General features: G+C 77.4%; 5 protein-coding genes and 4 pseudogenes. 7 read left to right on the forward strand and 2 right to left on the reverse strand.

All coding sequences use genetic code 11. From position 1 onward, the window contains the following. Positions 1-5,091: type I polyketide synthase (locus MF672_RS50905; protein ID WP_247815851.1), on the forward strand; the 5,091-nt coding region annotated here is incomplete at its 5' end. Positions 5,092-5,107: 16 nt separating this feature from the next. Then, positions 5,108-6,562, forward strand: a pseudogene (locus MF672_RS52490) (type I polyketide synthase); the annotation flags it as partial. Here the strand turns inward: MF672_RS52490 and MF672_RS52495 are convergent. Further along, a complete protein-coding gene (locus MF672_RS52495) occupies positions 6,552-6,704 on the reverse strand; it encodes a hypothetical protein (protein ID WP_247815852.1) in 153 nt (50 codons plus the stop codon). The pseudogene MF672_RS52490 and the gene MF672_RS52495 sit on opposite strands and share 11 nt — an antisense overlap. On the opposite strand from MF672_RS52495, the gene MF672_RS50920 reads away from it, so the two are divergent. Together MF672_RS50920 and MF672_RS52425 are read left to right on the forward strand one after the other, a co-directional pair. Continuing rightward, entirely contained in the window at positions 6,687-10,424 is a 3,738-nt protein-coding gene (locus MF672_RS50920; protein ID WP_247815853.1) for a type I polyketide synthase, read from the forward strand. The genes MF672_RS52495 and MF672_RS50920 overlap by 18 nt on opposite strands. Positions 10,425-10,440: 16 nt before the next feature. Continuing rightward, positions 10,441-10,605: a polyketide synthase docking domain-containing protein gene (locus tag MF672_RS52425; protein ID WP_407654838.1), complete on the forward strand. Its 165-nt coding sequence runs from the start codon at positions 10,441-10,443 to the stop codon at positions 10,603-10,605. Here the strand turns inward: MF672_RS52425 and MF672_RS50925 are convergent. Then, positions 10,532-11,380, reverse strand: a pseudogene (locus tag MF672_RS50925) (condensation domain-containing protein); the annotation flags it as partial. The gene MF672_RS52425 and the pseudogene MF672_RS50925 overlap by 74 nt on opposite strands. 276 nt (positions 11,381-11,656) lie before the next feature. Between MF672_RS50925 and MF672_RS50930 the strand changes: the two are divergent. The 3 genes and pseudogenes from MF672_RS50930 to MF672_RS50940 all read left to right on the forward strand — a co-directional run. After that, positions 11,657-18,640: pseudogene (locus tag MF672_RS50930) on the forward strand (type I polyketide synthase); the annotation flags it as partial. A 198-nt stretch (positions 18,641-18,838) separates the two neighbouring features. Beyond that, positions 18,839-20,162: pseudogene (locus MF672_RS52500) on the forward strand (type I polyketide synthase); the annotation flags it as partial. Then, a partial coding sequence (locus MF672_RS50940) for a beta-ketoacyl synthase N-terminal-like domain-containing protein (RefSeq protein WP_247815855.1) occupies positions 20,152-20,379 on the forward strand: 228 nt, incomplete at its 3' end. The pseudogene MF672_RS52500 and the gene MF672_RS50940, both read left to right, overlap by 11 nt.

Here is a 20,379-nt window from a genome sequence, read left to right on the forward strand (position 1 = left end):
GTGGACGGGCTGTACGACCCCGACCCCGAGGCGATCGGGAAGACGTACACGCGGCACGGCGGCTTCCTGCACGACGCGGGCGACTTCGACGCGGCGTTCTTCGGCATGAGCCCGCGCAGCGCCCTCGCCACCGACCCGCAGCACCGGCTGTTCCTGGAGTCGTCCTGGGACGCCCTGGAGCACGCCGGCATCGACCCCGCCCGCCTGCGCGGCAGCGAGACCGGCGTCTACGCCGGCAACATGCACAACGACTACTCCTCCCGCTTCATGCACGGCGCCGTCCCGCCGTCGCTGGAGGGCAGCCTGCTCACCTCCAGCACGCCGAGCGTGCTGTCCGGCCGGGTCTCCTACACCCTCGGGCTGGAGGGGCCGTCGCTGACCGTCGACACGGCGTGCTCGTCCTCGCTGGTCGCGCTGCACCTGGCCGTGCAGGCGCTGCGGCGCGGCGAGTGCGCGCTCGCGCTGGCCGGCGGCGTCACCGTGCTCGCCTCGCCGGACGCCTTCGTCGAGTTCTGCCGCCAGCGCGGCCTCGCCCCCGACGGGCGGTGCAAGTCGTTCTCCGCCACCGCCGACGGGGCCGCCTGGGCCGAGGGCGTCGGCGTGCTCGTCCTGGAACGCCTGTCCCAGGCCCGCCGCAACAACCGGCGCATCCTCGCCGTCGTCCGCGGCACCGCGATCAACCAGGACGGCGCCAGCAACGGCATGACCGCCCCCAGCGGCCCCGCCCAGGAGCGCGTCATCCAGCAGGCGCTCGCCGACGCCCTGCTCGACACCCGCGACATCGACGCCGTCGAGGCGCACGGCACCGGCACCACCCTCGGCGACCCCATCGAGGCCCAGGCCCTCCTCGCCACCTACGGCCGGATGCGCCCCGCCGACCGGCCGCTCTGGCTCGGCTCGGTCAAGTCCAACATCGGCCACACCCAGGCCGCCGCCGGCGTGGCCGGCGTGATCAAGATGGTCATGGCCATGCGGCACGGCGTCCTGCCGCGCACCCTGCACGTCACCGAGCCCACCCCGCACGTGGACTGGTCCGCGGGCAACGTCCGGCTGCTCACCGAGCAGGCCGGCTGGGCGCGCGGCGAGCAGCCGCGCCGGGCCGGGGTGTCCAGCTTCGGTATCAGCGGCACCAACGCCCACGCCATCGTCGAGGAGTACGAGCCCGCCCCCGGGCCGCGCCCCGCCCCCGCCTTCACCGGCCCGCTCGCCTGGCCCATCAGCGCCCGCGGCCCGAAGGCGCTGGCCGCGCAGGCGGCGCGGCTGCACGCCCGCGTCACCGAGGGGGAGCGGCCCGACCCGGCCGACGTCGCCCGCTCCCTGGCTGGCCGCGCCGCCCTCCCGCAGCGCGCCGTTGTGCTCGGCCGCGACCACGACGCCCTGACCGACCGGCTGGCCCGCTACGCCCGCGGCGAGAACGTCCCCGACGTCGTCGAGGGCGTCGCCGGCGAGCAGCCCCGCCCGGCGTTCCTGTTCACCGGCCAGGGCGGGCAGCGGCCCGGCATGGGACGCGGCCTCGCCGCCGCCTCCCCGGTGTTCGCCGCCGCGCTCGACGAGGTGCTGGCCGCGCTCGCCCCCCACCTGGACCGCCCGCTGCGCGACGTCATGTGGGCCGAGCCCGGCAGCCCCGGGGCCGAGCTGCTCAACGACACCGCCTACACCCAGCCCGCGCTGTTCGCCTTCGAGGTGGCCGCCCACCGGCTGCTGGAGTCCCTGGGCGTGCGGCCCGCCGTGGTCGCCGGGCACTCCGTCGGCGAGTACGCCGCCGCGCACGTCGCCGGCGTCTGGTCGCTCGCCGACGCGGCCCGCCTGATCGCCGCCCGCGGCCGGCTCATGCGCGAGCTGTGCGAGCCGGGCGCCATGGTCGCCGTCAACGCCGGCGCCGACGAGGTCGCGCCCACCCTCGCCGGGCTGGCCGACCAGGTCGGCATCGCCGCCGTCAACGGCCCCGCGAGCGTCGTGATCTCCGGCGCCGAGCGGCCCTGCCTGGCCGTCGCCGAGCAGTGGCGGGCGCAGGGCCGCCGCGTCCGCAGGCTCCCGGTCAGCCACGCCTTCCACTCGCCGCTCATGGAGCCGATGCTGGCCGCGTTCGCCGGCGAGCTGGCCGGGGTCACGTTCGGCCGCCGCCAGGTGCCGTACGTCACCGGCACCCCCGGCGACTGGTCGGACCCCGGCTACTGGCTCGACCAGATCCGGCGGCCGGTCCTGTTCCACGAGGCCGTCGGCGCGCTGGAGGAGGGCGGCGCCGGCGTCTACCTGGAGGTCGGGCCGCAGGCCGTGCTCGCCGGCATGGCGCACGACTGCGTCACCCGCGAGGACGCCGTGATCCTCGCCCTGCACCGCCGCGACCACGACGAGGCGGACGCCCTGGCGGCCTGCCTCGCCGCCGCCTGGGCCGCCGGGGCCGAGGTCGACTGGGCTGAGCTGGCCCGCCACGGCCGCCGCGTCGACCTGCCCGGCTACGCCTATGAACGCGAGCGCTTCTGGCTCGGCGCGCCCGCCCGCGGCGCCGACCTGTCCGCCGCCGGGCTGCACGAGGCCGGGCACCCGCTGCTCGGCGCGGCCGTGGAGCTGGCCGACAACGGGCCCGTGGCGCTCACCGGCCGCCTGTCGGCCGCCGCCGCCCCCTGGCTGGCCGAGCACGTCGTGGCCGGGTCCGTCGTGGTGCCGGGCGCGGCGCTCGCCGACCTCGCCCTGGCCGCCGGCGCCCGCACCGGGCACGGGCTGGCCGAGGAGCTGATGTTCGAGGCGCCGCTGATCCTGCCCGAGCGCGGCGACGTCGCCGTGCAGGTCGTCGTCGAGCCGCCGGACGCCTCGGGCGCGCGGCCCGTCCGGGTGCACTCCCGCCCGGCCGGCGACCCCGAGGCCGCCTGGACCCGCCACCTGTCCGGGCTGCTCGCCCAGGACCAGGCCGGCGACGCCCCCGCCGCCTGGGCCGCCGCCTGGCCGCCCGCCGACGCCGCCCCGGTCGAGCTGTCCGGCGGGTACGAGCGCCTGGCCGAGCAGGGCTACGAGTACGGCCCAGCCTTCCAGGGCCTGCGGGCCGCCTGGCGGCGCGGCGAGGACCTGTACGCCGAGGTGGAGCTGCCCGGCGACGTGGACCCGGACGGCTACGGCATCCACCCGGCCCTGCTGGACGCCCTGTTCCACCCGCTGCTGGTCGCCGGCGACCAGCCGGGGGACGGCCTGCGGCTGCCGTTCGAGCTGCGCCGGGTGCGCCTGCTCGCCGCCGGGGCCACCCGGCTGCGGGTGCGGCTCACCCCCGCCGGCGGCGACGGGTGGGCCGTCGAGGCCGCCGACCCGTCGGGGCGGCCCGCGTTCGCGCTGGCCTCGGTCCGCACCCGGCCGCTGCCCGCGGGCGCGCTCGGCCGGGCCGCCGCGCCCGCCGCCTACGGCGTGGACTGGGTGGAGGCCGCCGCCGAGCCCGGCGACGCCGACGCCGTCGTCATCCCGTGCGCGAGCGGCCGCGACGGCGTGCCCGCCGCGCTGCGGCGGCTCACCGCGCAGGTGCTGGACGCCGTCCAGGACGAGCGGCTGGCCGGGTCGAGGCTGATGTTCGTCACCCGGCCGGGAGACCTGGCCGGCGCCGCCGTGCGGGGTCTGGTGCGGGCGGCGCAGGCCGAGCAGCCGGGCCGGTTCGTGCTGGCCGAGGCCGAGGAGGGGCACGCGGACTGGTCGCGGGTCGCCGCCGTCGGCGAGCCGGAGGTCCGGGTCCGCGCCGGCCGGCTCCTGGTGCCGCGCCTGGCCCGGCGCGAGCCCGCCCCGGCGGCCTCGCCCGACCTGCCGGGGACGGTGCTGGTGACGGGCGGCACCAGCGGGCTCGGCGCGCTGGTCGCGCGGCGGCTGGTGGAGCGGCACGGCGTCCGCGACCTGCTGCTGCTGTCCCGCCGCGGCCCGGAGGCGCCCGGCGTGGCCGAGCTGACGGCCGGGCTGGAGGAGCTGGGGGCGCGCGTCACGGTCAAGGCGTGCGACGCCGGCGACCGGGCCGCGCTGGAGTCGGTGCTCGCCGCCGTGCCGCTGCTGACCGGGGTCGTGCACGCGGCCGGCGTCCTCGACGACGGCCTCGTGGAGGACCTGACGCCGGAACGCGTCGCGGCCGTGCTCGCCCCGAAGGCGGACGCGGCCTGGCACCTGCACGAGCTGACCCGCGACCGGCCGCTGTCGATGTTCGTGCTGTTCTCGTCCCTGGCCGGGGTGCTGGGCAACGCCGGGCAGGGCAACTACGCCGCCGCGAACGCCTTCCTCGACGCCCTCGCCGAGCACCGCCGCGACCTGGGCCTGCCCGGCGTGTCGATCGCGTGGGGCCTGTGGGACACCGAGTCCGGCATGTCCGGCACCCTCGGTCAGGCCGACCTGGCGAGGCTGGCCCGCGCCGGCATCGCTCCGCTCGACGTCCAGCAAGGCCTCGCGCTGTTCGACGCCGCGCTGGCCGCGCCCGACCCGGTCGTGGTCGCCGTGCGCTGGGACACCTCGGGGCTGCGCGCCCGCGCCGCGGACGGCGACCTGCCGCACCTGCTCAAGGGTCTGGTCAGGACGCCCAGGAGGGCCGCGGGCGGCGGCGAGCAGGGCGAGAGCCTGTCCTCGCTGATGTCCCGCCTGGCCGAGCTGACCAGGGAGGAAGGGCTGCGGCTGCTCACCGACCGGGTCCGCCGGCACGTCGCCGTCGTCCTCGCGCACGGCAGCGCCGAGAAGATCAGCGTCGACCGGGCGTTCACCCAGCTCGGCTTCGACTCCCTGACCGCCGTCGAGCTGCGCAACCGGCTCAACGCCGACACCGGGCTGCGGCTGCCCGCCACGCTCGTCTTCGACCACCCCACGGTCGGCGCGCTCGCCGAGTACCTGTTCAGCACGCTGGCCCCAGCCGCGTCCGCCCCCTCGCCCGAGGAGACGCTGCGCGGCGCGCTCGAACGCGTCGGCTCCATGCTCAGCAGCGCCAAGGACGACGGCGAGGCCATCCGCAGCAAGCTCGTCGCCGTGCTGCAGAGCGGCCTGGCCAGGTTCGGCGCCCCCCAGAGCGCCCCCGACACCGTCATGGAGAAGATCGACGCCGCCTCGGACGAGGAGATCTTCGCCCTCATCGACAACGAACTGTGAGCGGAAGGCACCACCCATGCGCACCGAGGACAAGCTCCGCGACTACCTCAGACGGGCCACCGTCGAGCTCGCCGAGACCCGGCAGCGGCTGGCGGACGAGGAGAGCCGCCGGCACGAGCCGGTGGCGATCGTCGGCATGGCGTGCCGGTTCCCGGGTGGCGTGCGCTCGCCGGAGGACCTGTGGGAGCTGGTCGCGGGCGGGGTGGACGCGATCGGCGAGTTCCCCGACGACCGCGGCTGGGACGTGGAGGGGCTGTACGACCCCGACCCCGAGGCGCTCGGCAAGTCCTCCACCCGGCACGGCGGCTTCCTGCCCGACGCGGCCGACTTCGACGCGGCGTTCTTCGGCATGAGCCCGCGCAGCGCCCTCGCCACCGACCCGCAGCACCGGCTGTTCCTGGAGTCGTCCTGGGACGCCCTGGAGCACGCCGGCATCGACCCCGCCCGCCTGCGCGGCAGCGAGACCGGCGTCTACGCCGGCAACATGCACAACGACTACTCCTCCCGCTTCATGCACGGCGCCGTCCCGCCGTCGCTGGAGGGCAGCCTGCTCACCTCCAGCACGCCGAGCGTGCTGTCCGGCCGGGTCTCCTACACCCTCGGGCTGGAGGGGCCGTCGCTGACCGTCGACACGGCGTGCTCGTCCTCGCTGGTCGCGCTGCACCTGGCCGTGCAGGCGCTGCGGCGCGGCGAGTGCGCGCTCGCGCTGGCCGGCGGCGTCACCGTGCTCGCCTCGCCGGACGCCTTCGTCGAGTTCTGCCGCCAGCGCGGCCTCGCCCCCGACGGGCGGTGCAAGTCGTTCTCCGCCACCGCCGACGGGGCCGCCTGGGCCGAGGGCGTCGGCGTGCTCGTCCTGGAACGCCTGTCCCAGGCCCGCCGCAACAACCGGCGCATCCTCGCCGTCGTCCGCGGCACCGCGATCAACCAGGACGGCGCCAGCAACGGCATGACCGCCCCCAGCGGCCCCGCCCAGGAGCGCGTCATCCAGCAGGCGCTCGCCGACGCCCTGCTCGACACCCGCGACATCGACGCCGTCGAGGCGCACGGCACCGGCACCACCCTCGGCGACCCCATCGAGGCCCAGGCCCTCCTCGCCACCTACGGCCGGATGCGCCCCGCCGACCGGCCGCTCTGGCTCGGCTCGGTCAAGTCCAACATCGGCCACACCCAGGCCGCCGCCGGCGTGGCCGGCGTGATCAAGATGGTCATGGCCATGCGGCACGGCGTCCTGCCGCGCACCCTGCACGTCACCGAGCCCACCCCGCACGTGGACTGGTCCGCGGGCAACGTCCGGCTGCTCACCGAGCAGGCCGGCTGGGCGCGCGGCGAGCAGCCGCGCCGGGCCGGGGTGTCCAGCTTCGGTATCAGCGGCACCAACGCCCACGCCATCGTCGAGGAGTACGAGCCCGCCCCCGGGCCGCGCCCCGCCCCCGCCTTCACCGGCCCGCTCGCCTGGCCCATCAGCGCCCGCGGCCGAGGCGCTGGCCGCGCAGGCGGCGCGGCTGCACGCCCGCGTCACCGAGGGGGAGCGGCCCGACCCGGCCGACGTCGCCCGCTCCCTGGCTGGCCGCGCCGCCCTCCCGCAGCGCGCCGTTGTGCTCGGCCGCGACCACGACGCCCTGACCGACCGGCTGGCCCGCTACGCCCGCGGCGAGAACGTCCCCGACGTCGTCGAGGGCGTCGCCGGCGAGCAGCCCCGCCCGGCGTTCCTGTTCACCGGCCAGGGCGGGCAGCGGCCCGGCATGGGACGCGGCCTCGCCGCCGCCTCCCCGGTGTTCGCCGCCGCGCTCGACGAGGTGCTGGCCGCGCTCGCCCCCCACCTGGACCGCCCGCTGCGCGACGTCATGTGGGCCGAGCCCGGCAGCCCCGGGGCCGAGCTGCTCAACGACACCGCCTACACCCAGCCCGCGCTGTTCGCCTTCGAGGTGGCCGCCCACCGGCTGCTGGAGTCCCTGGGCGTGCGGCCCGCCGTGGTCGCCGGGCACTCCGTCGGCGAGTACGCCGCCGCGCACGTCGCCGGCGTCTGGTCGCTCGCCGACGCGGCCCGCCTGATCGCCGCCCGCGGCCGGCTCATGCGCGAGCTGTGCGAGCCGGGCGCCATGGTCGCCGTCAACGCCGGCGCCGACGAGGTCGCGCCCACCCTCGCCGGGCTGGCCGACCAGGTCGGCATCGCCGCCGTCAACGGCCCCGCGAGCGTCGTGATCTCCGGCGCCGAGCGGCCCTGCCTGGCCGTCGCCGAGCAGTGGCGGGCGCAGGGCCGCCGCGTCCGCAGGCTCCCGGTCAGCCACGCCTTCCACTCGCCGCTCATGGAGCCGATGCTGGCCGCGTTCGCCGGCGAGCTGGCCGGGGTCACGTTCGGCCGCCGCCAGGTGCCGTACGTCACCGGCACCCCCGGCGACTGGTCGGACCCCGGCTACTGGCTCGACCAGATCCGGCGGCCGGTCCTGTTCCACGAGGCCGTCGGCGCGCTGGAGGAGGGCGGCGCCGGCGTCTACCTGGAGGTCGGGCCGCAGGCCGTGCTCGCCGGCATGGCGCACGACTGCGTCACCCGCGAGGACGCCGTGATCCTCGCCCTGCACCGCCGCGACCACGACGAGGCGGACGCCCTGGCGGCCTGCCTCGCCGCCGCCTGGGCCGCCGGGGCCGAGGTCGACTGGGCTGAGCTGGCCCGCCACGGCCGCCGCGTCGACCTGCCCGGCTACGCCTATGAACGCGAGCGCTTCTGGCTCGGCGCGCCCGCCCGCGGCGCCGACCTGTCCGCCGCCGGGCTGCACGAGGCCGGGCACCCGCTGCTCGGCGCGGCCGTGGAGCTGGCCGACAACGGGCCCGTGGCGCTCACCGGCCGCCTGTCGGCCGCCGCCGCCCCCTGGCTGGCCGAGCACGTCGTGGCCGGGTCCGTCGTGGTGCCGGGCGCGGCGCTCGCCGACCTCGCCCTGGCCGCCGGCGCCCGCACCGGGCACGGGCTGGCCGAGGAGCTGATGTTCGAGGCGCCGCTGATCCTGCCCGAGCGCGGCGACGTCGCCGTGCAGGTCGTCGTCGAGCCGCCGGACGCCTCGGGCGCGCGGCCCGTCCGGGTGCACTCCCGCCCGGCCGGCGACCCCGAGGCCGCCTGGACCCGCCACCTGTCCGGGCTGCTCGCCCAGGACCAGGCCGGCGACGCCCCCGCCGCCTGGGCCGCCGCCTGGCCGCCCGCCGACGCCGCCCCGGTCGAGCTGTCCGGCGGGTACGAGCGCCTGGCCGAGCAGGGCTACGAGTACGGCCCAGCCTTCCAGGGCCTGCGGGCCGCCTGGCGGCGCGGCGAGGACCTGTACGCCGAGGTGGAGCTGCCCGGCGACGTGGACCCGGACGGCTACGGCATCCACCCGGCCCTGCTGGACGCCCTGTTCCACCCGCTGCTGGTCGCCGGCGACCAGCCGGGGGACGGCCTGCGGCTGCCGTTCGAGCTGCGCCGGGTGCGCCTGCTCGCCGCCGGGGCCACCCGGCTGCGGGTGCGGCTCACCCCCGCCGGCGGCGACGGGTGGGCCGTCGAGGCCGCCGACCCGTCGGGGCGGCCCGCGTTCGCGCTGGCCTCGGTCCGCACCCGGCCGCTGCCCGCGGGCGCGCTCGGCCGGGCCGCCGCGCCCGCCGCCTACGGCGTGGACTGGGTGGAGGCCGCCGCCGAGCCCGGCGACGCCGACGCCGTCGTCATCCCGTGCGCGAGCGGCCGCGACGGCGTGCCCGCCGCGCTGCGGCGGCTCACCGCGCAGGTGCTGGACGCCGTCCAGGACGAGCGGCTGGCCGGGTCGAGGCTGATGTTCGTCACCCGGCCGGGAGACCTGGCCGGCGCCGCCGTGCGGGGTCTGGTGCGGGCGGCGCAGGCCGAGCAGCCGGGCCGGTTCGTGCTGGCCGAGGCCGAGGAGGGGCACGCGGACTGGTCGCGGGTCGCCGCCGTCGGCGAGCCGGAGGTCCGGGTCCGCGCCGGCCGGCTCCTGGTGCCGCGCCTGGCCCGGCGCGAGCCCGCCCCGGCGGCCTCGCCCGACCTGCCGGGGACGGTGCTGGTGACGGGCGGCACCAGCGGGCTCGGCGCGCTGGTCGCGCGGCGGCTGGTGGAGCGGCACGGCGTCCGCGACCTGCTGCTGCTGTCCCGCCGCGGCCCGGAGGCGCCCGGCGTGGCCGAGCTGACGGCCGGGCTGGAGGAGCTGGGGGCGCGCGTCACGGTCAAGGCGTGCGACGCCGGCGACCGGGCCGCGCTGGAGTCGGTGCTCGCCGCCGTGCCGCTGCTGACCGGGGTCGTGCACGCGGCCGGCGTCCTCGACGACGGCCTCGTGGAGGACCTGACGCCGGAACGCGTCGCGGCCGTGCTCGCCCCGAAGGCGGACGCGGCCTGGCACCTGCACGAGCTGACCCGCGACCGGCCGCTGTCGATGTTCGTGCTGTTCTCGTCCCTGGCCGGGGTGCTGGGCAACGCCGGGCAGGGCAACTACGCCGCCGCGAACGCCTTCCTCGACGCCCTCGCCGAGCACCGCCGCGACCTGGGCCTGCCCGGCGTGTCGATCGCGTGGGGCCTGTGGGACACCGAGTCCGGCATGTCCGGCACCCTCGGTCAGGCCGACCTGGCGAGGCTGGCCCGCGCCGGCATCGCTCCGCTCGACGTCCAGCAAGGCCTCGCGCTGTTCGACGCCGCGCTGGCCGCGCCCGACCCGGTCGTGGTCGCCGTGCGCTGGGACACCTCGGGGCTGCGCGCCCGCGCCGCGGACGGCGACCTGCCGCACCTGCTCAAGGGTCTGGTCAGGACGCCCAGGAGGGCCGCGGGCGGCGGCGAGCAGGGCGAGAGCCTGTCCTCGCTGATGTCCCGCCTGGCCGAGCTGACCAGGGAGGAAGGGCTGCGGCTGCTCACCGACCGGGTCCGCCGGCACGTCGCCGTCGTCCTCGCGCACGGCAGCGCCGAGAAGATCAGCGTCGACCGGGCGTTCACCCAGCTCGGCTTCGACTCCCTGACCGCCGTCGAGCTGCGCAACCGGCTCAACGCCGACACCGGGCTGCGGCTGCCCGCCACGCTCGTCTTCGACCACCCCACGGTCGGCGCGCTCGCCGAGTACCTGTTCAGCACGCTGGCCCCAGCCGCGTCCGCCCCCTCGCCCGAGGAGACGCTGCGCGGCGCGCTCGAACGCGTCGGCTCCATGCTCAGCAGCGCCAAGGACGACGGCGAGGCCATCCGCAGCAAGCTCGTCGCCGTGCTGCAGAGCGGCCTGGCCAGGTTCGGCGCCCCCCAGAGCGCCCCCGACACCGTCATGGAGAAGATCGACGCCGCCTCGGACGAGGAGATCTTCGCCCTCATCGACAACGAACTGTGAGCGGAAGGCACCACCCATGCGCACCGAGGACAAGCTCCGCGACTACCTCAGACGGGCCACCGTCGAGCTCGCCGAGACCCGGCAGCGGCGCCCGCGACGAACGGCACGAGCTGGTTCATCGTGCCCACGTTGTGCTGGTCCTCGGGCGCGAACCGGTTGGACGACATCAGGCTCATCGTGACCCGGTCGGTGCCCAGGTGCCGGGCCAGGCCCGCCGCCACGAACGCCATCAGCACGGCGGGAGCCGTCACGCCGTGCACCCGCCCGGCCTCGGCCGCCCACCCGCCGAGGGCGCGCGAGTGCAGCGTCAGCTCCAGCCGGTTGCGCTTCGCCTTCGCCGGCAGCGTGGGCAGGGCGTCCGTGAGGCCCTGCGCCAGCACGCCCCGCCAGTAGCGCTCCGCGCCCTCCTGCCGGGGCCGCCACGACTCCTCCCGCTGCCGCCGGGCGAGCTCGCGCGGCGCGGGCCCGGTGACGGCGGTCGCGCCCGGGTCGGCCAGCAGCGCCTTGAACTGGTCCTGGACGTGGTGGATCGACCACAGGTCCACGATGAGGTGCGAGAACGTCAGCGACAGGTAGAGCGGCGAGCCGTGCATGGCGACCAGCCGCCCCCGCCAGTTCAGGTCGCCCTCCATCGCGAACGGCACCGCCAGCAGCTCGGCCTTGGTCAGCTCGTGCTCGCCCGGGTCGGTCACCACCCGGTCCACGACCTCGACCGGCGGCTCGATCGCCGCGTGCACGCGCTGCACCGGCGCGCCGCCCACCACGTGGTACGTCGTGCGCAGCGCCTCGTGGCGGTCCATCAGCCGCCGCAGCGTGCGCAGGACGTGCTCCACCGAGCTGCCGCGCAGGTCCCAGGTGCTGGGCAGGTTGGCCTCGGCCAGCCAGTCCTCCGGATACCGCTCGATCTCCCGCCAGCTGAAGAGCTGGCCATGGCTGAGCCGCGCCTCGACGGACATCGGTCATCCCCCTCCGCAGCCTTTTCCCGTCCGTCATTCATCGCGGAGGCGAATGGCCGGGGTCAAGACCGGGACGCGCGCGGAGCGGTGGCCACAAATGGCGGCAACTTCATGCCGGCGGCGCGGGCGTGTGCCGGGGCGGACCGCCACCTTAAAGTCGCAATGTCTATGTAATAGCCGCGAACTGCACGGCTGTCGAGTAATTCCACGCGGCCGTCCGGATAAACCGCCGGCGTCGTGCAACGACGATTCCCGAGGCTTTGAGGTGGCGCATTGATGGCTGGTGAGTCGAGGCAGGGGGCCGTACAGGACGAGCCGGTGGCCGTCGCCGTCGTCGGCATGGCGTGCCGGCTGCCGCGCGCCGCCGATCCCGGCCGGTTCTGGGAGCTGCTGCGCGAGGGCGAGGACGCGGTCACCGAAGCGCCGGAGGGCCGCCGGGCGCCGGGCGCCGCCCACCCGCGCGGCGGGTTCCTGGACGACGTGGACGGCTTCGACGCCGCCTTCTTCGGCATCTCGCCCAACGAGGCCGCCGTCATGGACCCGCACCAGCGGCTGGCGCTCGAACTCGCCTGGGAGGCGCTGGAGAGCGCCCGCGCCGTGCCCGCCGCGCTGCGCGGCAGCGCCGCCGGCGTCTTCCTCGGCGCCATCTCCAACGACTACGCCGCCCTCCAGGACCGGCTCGGCCTCGGCGCGCTCAGCCGGCACGCCTACACGGGCGCGAACCGGGCGATGATCGCCAACCGGGTGTCGTACGTGCTGGGCCTGCGCGGCCCCAGCCTGACCCTCGACACCGGGCAGTCGTCGTCGCTGGTGGCCGTCTGGATGGCGGCCGAGAGCCTGCGCCGCGGCGAGAGCGACCTCGCCCTCGCCGGCGGCGTCAACCTCAACCTGCTGCCCGAGACCACCGAGGCCATCGCCGGCTTCGGCGCGCTGTCGCCCGACGGCCGCTGCCACGTCTTCGACGCCCGCGCCAACGGCTACGTGCGCGGCGAGGGCGGCGCACTGGTCGTCCTCAAACGGCTGGCGGACGCCGTGGCGGCCGGCGACCCCGTGCACGCGGTGCTCCTCGGCGGCGCCGTCAACAACGACGGCGGCGGCGACGGGCTCACCGTGCCCAGCGCCCGCGCCCAGCAGGAGGTCATCACGCTCGCCTGCGCCCGCGCCGGGGTGCGGCCCGAGCAGGTCCGCTACGTCGAGCTGCACGGCACCGGCACCAAGGTCGGCGACCCGGTGGAGGCCGCCGCCCTGGGCGCCGCCTACGGCGCGGCCCGCCCCGACGGCGAGCCGCTGCTGGTCGGCTCGGTCAAGACCAACATCGGCCACCTGGAGGGCGCGGCGGGCATCGCCGGCCTGCTGAAGGTGGTGCTGTCGCTCAAGCACCGCGAGCTGCCGCCCAGCCTGCACTTCACCGCGCCGCCGCCCGAGATCCCCCTGGACGAGCTGCGGCTGGACGTCGTACGGGCGGCCCGGCCCTGGCCGGGGGCGGACGGGGCGCCGGCGGTGGCGGGGGTCAGCTCGTTCGGCATGGGCGGCACCAACTGCCACCTCCTCCTCACCGAGCCCCCCGCCCCTGAACGGCGTGCTGTGCCGCCCGCTTCCTCCGCCGCCGGAGCGTCTGACGGGCCGTCCGCTCCCCTCACCGCCGAACCGCCACTCCGGGTGGCCGGGGCGGGGGTGCCGTGGGTGGTGTCGGGGCGGGACGAAGGGGCGTTGCGGGAGCAGGCCGCCCGCCTGGCCGCCCTGGCCGCCGACCCGGAGACGGAGCCCGGCGACGTCGCGTACAGCCTGGCCGCCACCCGGTCGGCGTTCGAACGCCGCGCCGTCGTCCTCGCCGCCGACCGCGAGACCCGCGCGGCCGCGCTGCGCGCCCTGGCCGCCGGCCGCCCGCACGACGCGCTCGTCACCGGGACCGCGACCGGCGGCGGGACCGCGTTCGTCTTCCCCGGGCAGGGCTCGCAGTGGCCGGGCATGGCCCGCGACCTGCTGTCCGCCTCGCCCGCGTTCGCCGCGCGCCTGGCCGAGTGCGCCGGCGCGCTCGCCCCCTTCACCGGCTTCTCCCTCCTGGACGTGCTCCGCGGCAGCCCCGGCGCCCCCGGCCTGGACCGCGTGGACGTCGTCCAGCCCGCCCTGTGGGCCGTGATGGTCGGCCTCGCCGAGCTGTGGCGGGCCCACGGCGTCGAGCCCGGCGTGGTCGTCGGCCACAGCCAGGGCGAGATCGCCGCCGCCACCGTCGCCGGCGCCCTGTCCCTCCAGGACGCGGCCCGGGTCGTCGCCCTGCGCAGCCGCGCCATCGCGGGCATCGCCGGGCGGGGCGGCATGATGTCCGTGGCCGCGCCGCTCGCCGTCGTGGAGGAGGCCGCCGCGGGGCTGCCCGGGCCCGTGCACGTCGCCGCCGTCAACGGGCCGCGCGCCGTCGTGGTGTCCGGCCCGCGCGAGGCCCTGACCGCGCTCGCCGCCCGGCTCGACGGCCACCCCACCAAGATCCTCCCGGTGGACTACGCCTCGCACTCGCCCGAGGTCGAGCAGGTACGCGACGAGGTCCTGGCGGCGCTCGCCCCGATCCGGCCGGTCAGCACCGCCACGACGTTCGTCTCCACGCTGACCGGCGAGCCCATGGACACCGCCGGCCTCGACGCCGCCTACTGGTACCGCAGCCTGCGCCGCCCGGTCCGCTTCGAGCCGGCCGTGCGGGCGGCGCTGGCGGCCGGCTGCGACCTGTTCGTGGAGTGCAGCCCGCACCCGGTGCTGGTGGCGGGCGTGGAGGAGACGGCGGAGGCCGCCGGTCGGGACGTCACCGCCCTCGGCACCCTGCGCCGCGACGACGGCGGGCCGGGACGGGTGACGCGCGCCCTGGCCCAGGGGTACGTGTGGGGCGCGCCGGTGGACTGGTCGCGGCTCTGCCCGGGGGCGCGGACGGTGGACCTGCCGACGTACCCGTTCCAGCGCCGCCCCCACACCCCGCCCCGCGCGGCCGTCACGGTCCGGCGGGAGACCGGGCCCGCCGCGACCCCGCCCGACGCAGGTGCCGAGGCGCGCGAGCGCGTCGCCGCGACGCCGGTCCGCTCGCGTGAGGAGGTGCGCCGCCTCGTCCTGGACCTGACCGCCCGGCTGCTCGGCTACGCCGACCCGGCGGAGGTGCCGCCCGGGCGCTCGTTCAAGGACCTCGGGCTGGAGTCGGCGGCGGCCGTCGAGCTGCGCGACGGCCTGCGCACGGCGACCGGGCTGCGGCTCCCGACCGGCCTCCTGTTCGACCACCCGAGCCCCGACCGCCTCACCGACCACCTCTGCGCCCAGCTCGCCGCCGGCACCGACGCCCCGGCGACCACCAGCGCCGCGGCCGTTACGGTCGCCGCCGGGGCCGCGCCGACCGACCACGACGACCACGACGACGACGCGATCGCCGTGATCGGCATCGGCTGCCGCTACCCCGGCCGCGTCGCCTCCCCGGAGGACCTGTGGCGGCTGGTCGCGACCGGCGCGGACGCCGTCGGCGAGTTCCCCGCCAACCGCGGCTGGGACCTCGACACCCTCTTCGCCCCCGGCGGCCCGGGCGCCAGCGACACCAGGCACGGCGGTTTCGTCCACGACGCCGACCTGTTCGACGCCGCGTTCTTCGGCATCAGCCCGCGCGAGGCCGCCGCCATGGACCCCCAGCAGCGGCTGCTGCTGGAGGTGTGCTGGGAGGCCCTGGAACGGGCCGGCCTCGACCCGGCGGCGCTGCGCGGCTCATCCACGGGCGTGTTCGCCGGCGCGATGGCCCCCGAGTACGGCCCCCGCCTGCACCAGCCCACCGGCGCCGCCGACGGCCACCTGCTCACCGGCACCGCGCTCAGCGTCGTCTCCGGCCGCGTCGCCTACACCCTGGGCCTGCGCGGCCCGGCCATCACCACCGACACGGCGTGCTCGTCCTCGCTGGTGTCGATCGTGCTCGCGACGCAGGCGCTGCGGCGCGGCGAGTGCGAGCTGGCGCTGGCGGGCGGCGTGACGGTGATGTCGAGCCCGGGCATGTTCGTGGAGTTCAGCAGGCAGGGCGGCCTGGCCCCGGACGGCCGCTGCAAGGCGTTCTCCGCCGCCGCCGACGGCACCGGCTGGGCCGAGGGCGCGGGCGTGCTCGTCCTGGAGCGCCTGTCCGACGCCCGCCGCCGCGGCCACCCCGTGCTGGCCGTGATCAGGGGCGGCGCGGTCAACCAGGACGGCGCCAGCAACGGCCTCACCGCCCCCAGCGGCCAGGCCCAGCAGGAGGTCATCCGGCGCGCCCTGGCCGACGCCGGGCTGTCGGCCGCCGACGTGGACGCGGTCGAGGCGCACGGCACCGGCACCCGGCTCGGCGACCCGATCGAGGCGGAGGCGGTCATCGCCGCCTACGGCCAGGACCGGCCAGCCGGCCGCCCGCTCTGGCTCGGCTCGCTGAAGTCGAACATCGGTCACACGCAGGCGGCGGCGGGGGTGGCGGGTGTGATCAAGATGGTGATGGCGTTGCGGCACGGGGTGTTGCCGCGGACGTTGCACGTCAGCGAGCCGACGCCGCATGTGGATTGGTCGGCGGGTGGGGTGCGGTTGCTGACGGAGCCGGTGCGGTTGGGGGGTGCGGCGCGGGCGGGGGTGTCGAGTTTCGGGGTGAGCGGCACGAACGCGCATGTGATCGTGGAGTCGGCGCCCGTGCAGGAGGTTTCGCGGGGTGAGCCGTTGGCGGGTGCGGGTGTGCTGGTGTGGGTGGTGTCGGCCAAGAGCGGGCAGGCGTTGCGCGCCCAGGCGGCCCGGCTCCGCGACTACGCGGCGACCCTCGCGGACGACGACCTGGCCGCAGCCGGCCGCGACCTCGCCCGCCGGGCGAAGCTCGCGCACCGCGCCGTGGTGGTCGCGGAGGGCCGGGACGACCTGCTGGCCGGCCTCGACGCGCTCGCCGCCGCCCGCCCCCACAGCTCCGTGATCACCGGCGTGGCCCCGGCCGAGACCGGGACCGTGCTCGTCTTCCCCGGCCAGGGCTCGCAGTGGACGGGCATGGCGACCGGCCTGCTGGATGCGTGCCCGGTGTTCCGGGCGGCGCTGGAGCGGTGTGACCGGGTGCTGGCGCCGTTGACCGGGTGGACGGCGAGTGCGGTGTTGCGGCAGGAGGCGGGCGCGCCGGAGCTGTCCGGGACCGCCGTGGTGCAGCCGGTGTTGTGGGCGGTGATGGTGTCGCTGGCCGAGGTGTGGGCGGCGGCCGGGGTGTCGCCGCAGCTCGTGGTGGGCCAGTCGCAGGGCGAGATCGCGGCGGCGTGTGTGGCGGGCGCGTTGTCGCTGCGGGACGCGGCCCGCGTGGTGGTGTTGCGCAGCCGCGCTCTGGAGCGGATGACCGGCACCGGCGCGATGGCGGCGCTGGACGTCCCGGCGTCGGTGGCGCGGGAGCTGATCGACGGTGAGCGGCTGTGGGTGGCGGTGGAGTCCAGCCCGGCCGGCTGCGTGGTGGCCGGTGACCCGGCGGCTTTGGAGGAGGTGACGGGGGCGCGGGTGCGGCGGATCGCGGTGGACTACGCCTCGCACACCCCGCACATGCGCGCGTTGGAGGGCGAGCTGGGCCAGGCGCTGGCCGATGTCCGGCCGGGCCCGGCCACGGTGGCGTTCTGCTCCTCGGTGACCGGAACTGTGCTGGAGGGGCCGGAGCTGACCGGCCGTTACTGGGTGGACAACCTGTGCCTGCCGGTGCGCTTCGACCCCACCATCCGGACGGCGGTCGCGCAGGTGCCGGGCCGGCCGGTGTTCGTCGAGGCCAGCCCGCACCCGGTGCTCGTCGGCGACGTGACCGAGATCTGCCGCGACACCGGCGCCGGAGTGTGCGGGACCCTGCGGCGCGGCGAGGGCGGCCCCGCCCGCCTGCTCGCCTCCTTCGCCCAGGCGTGGGCCGAGGGCGCGCCGGTCGACTGGGCCACGGTGCTCGGCGACGGCCCCCGTCCCGCCGAGCAGCCCCCCACCTACGCCTTCCAGCGCACCCGCCACTGGCTGGACGCCGACGCCGCCCGCCACCCCCTGCTCGGCCAGGCCGTCCCGCTGGCCGCCGACGACGGCTTCCTGCTGACCGGCCGCCTGTCCCGCGCCGCCGCCCCCTGGCTGGCCGACCACGTCGTGGACGGCGTCGTGCTCCTGCCCGGCACCGCCTTCGCCGAGCTGGCGCTGGAGGCCGCCGCCCGCGCCGGGTGCGACCTGGTCGAGGAGCTGACGCTGGAGGCCCCCCTGGTCCTGCCGGACACCGGCCCGGCCGAGGTGCAGGTCACCGTCGGCGGCCCCGACGAGCACGGCCGCCGCGCCCTCGCCGTGCACGCCCGCCGCGCCGGCGACGACCCCTGGACCCGGCACGCGCACGGCCTGCTCGCCACCGCCCCCGCGCCCCCCGCCGAACGCCTGCCGTCCTGGCCGCCGGAGGGCGACGAGCTGGACTCCGGCGACCTGTACGAACGGCTCGCCGCCCGCGGCTACGGCTACGGCCCCGCCTTCCGCGGCCTGCTCGCCGCCTGGCGCGTCCCCGGCGGTCCCGCGTACGCCGAGGTCGCGACGCCCGAAGGGCTCGACGTGACCGGCTTCGGCGTGCACCCGGCCCTGCTGGACGCCGCGCTCCACCTGGCCGTGGCCGGCGCCGACGGCCTGCTGCTGCCGTTCTCGTGGAGCGGCGTGCGGATGGCCGCCTCCGGCGCGGGCACGCTGCGCGTCCGCCTCGACGACCTGGGCGACGACCGGGTGGCGCTGGCCCTGTTCGACGCCTCGGGCCAATGGGTGGGCGGCGTCGAGACGCTGGCGCTGCGCAGGACCGCCGCCGCCGGCCCCGCCGCCGTGCCCGCGTACACGATCGAGTGGACGGAGGCGGCCGCGCCCGCCACCGGCGGGCGGCGCTGGGCGGTGACCGGCGTGGCCGCGCTCGCCGACGAGGTCGAGGCGGAGCTCGCCGCGGCGGGGATCGCCGCCCCCCGCTCCTACGATCTGGTCTCCCTCGCCGACATGGCCGCGGGCGAGCCCCCCGACCTGGTCCTGGCCCCGCTGCGCGGCGACCCCGGCGACCTGCCGTACGCCGCGCACGACACGCTCGGCGAGGCGCTCGACCTGGTGCAGGGCTGGCTCGGCGACGAGCGGCTGACGGGCTCCCGCCTGGTCTTCGTCACCCGGCCCGGCGACCTGGCCGGCGCGGCGGTGCGGGGCCTGGTGCGGTCGGCGCAGTCGGAGCAGCCCGGCCGGTTCGCGCTGGCCGAGCTGCCGGCGGGCTTCACGGCCTGGGACCGGCTGGCCGCCGCGATCGCGGCCGGCGAGACCCAGCTCGCCGCGACCGGCGGCACCCTGCGCGCGCCCCGGCTGACCCGCCGCGACCCCGCCACGACGACCACGCCCGATCAGACAGGCGCCCCCCACGACCCGGTCACCTCCGGCCTGGCGGGGACGGTGCTCGTCACCGGCGGCACCGGCGGCCTCGGCGCGCTGGTGGCGCGGCGGCTGGCCGAGCGGCACGGCGTCCGCGACCTGATCCTGCTGTCCCGGCGCGGCCCCGAGGCGCCGGGCGCTCGACCTGGCGGCCGAGCTGGAGCTGGGCGCGCACGTCACCGTCGCCGCCTGCGACGTCGGCGACCGCGAGGCCCTGCGCCGGGTGCTGGACGCCGCGCCCCGCCTGACCGGCGTCGTGCACGCCGCCGGGATCCTGGACGACGCTCTCGTGCAGGACCTCACCCCGGACCGGGTGGCGTCCGTGCTGGCCCCCAAGGCGGACGCCGCCTGGCACCTGCACGAGCTGACCCGCGACCGCCCGTTGTCCCTCTTCGCGCTGTTCTCCTCGGTGGCGGGCGTGCTGGGCAACGCCGGGCAGGGCAACTACGCCGCCGCGAACGCCTTCCTCGACGCTCTCGCCGAGCACCGCCGCGACCTCGGACTGCCCGCCGTCTCCATCGCCTGGGGCCTGTGGGACGCCGACTCCGGCATGACCGGCACGCTCGACCAGGCCGACCTGGCGAGGCTGGCGCGCGCCGGCATCGCCCCGCTCGACGTCCAGCAGGGCCTCGCCCTGTTCGACGCCGCCCTCACCGCGCCCGGCCCGCTCGTCGTCGCCGCCCGCTGGGACAACGCCGGCCTCCGCGCCCGGGCCGAACGCGACGACCTGCCGCCCGTGCTGCGCGGACTCGTCCGCGCGCCCCGCCGGGCGGCGGCGCAGACCCGCCAGGCCACCGCGGCCGCCCCGGCGGACGGCCCCGAGCTGGCCGAGCGGCTGGCCGCGATGAGCGAGGCGGACGGCCGCCTGCACCTCATCCAGCTCGTCCGCGGCCACGTGGCCGCCGTGCTCGCCCACCCGAGCCCCGACCAGGTCGAGGTGGACCGCGCCTTCAACGAGCTGGGCTTCGACTCGCTGACCGCCGTCGAGCTGCGCAACCGGCTCGGCGCCGACACCGGGCTGCGGCTGCCCGCCACGCTTGTCTTCGACCACCCCACCGTCACCTCGCTCGCCGACTACCTGTTCCACTCGCTGGCCCCCGACGGGCCCTCGCCCGAGGACGCGCTGCGGGCCGCGGTGGACCAGGCCGAGTCGACGCTCCAGGCCGCGAACGGCCAGGCGGACGCCGTCCGCCGCCGGCTCGTCGCCATCCTCCAGAGCGCCCTGGCCAGGATCGGCGCCGGCTCGGCCGCCGACCCGGCCACCACGCGACCCGGCTCGGGCGGGGCCGCCGAGGAGATCGTGTCCGCATCGGACGAGGAGATCTTCGCCTTGATCGACAACCGATCGATGACATCCCCGTTGAGGACCTCCCTGGAAGGGCCTGGCCATGGCCAATGAGGACAAGCTTCGCGAATACCTGAAGCGGGTCGCCGTCGAGCTGACCGAGACCCGCCAGCGGCTGGCGGACGAGGAGAGCCGCCGCCACGAGCCGGTGGCGATCGTCGGGATGGCGTGCCGGTTCCCCGGCGGCGTGGAGTCGCCGGAGGACCTGTGGAAGCTGGTCTCCTCAGGGGTGGACGCGATCACCGAGTTCCCCGGCGACCGCGGCTGGGAC

Source organism: Actinomadura luzonensis, assembly GCF_022664455.2.
GTDB lineage: Bacteria > Actinomycetota > Actinomycetes > Streptosporangiales > Streptosporangiaceae > Nonomuraea > Nonomuraea luzonensis.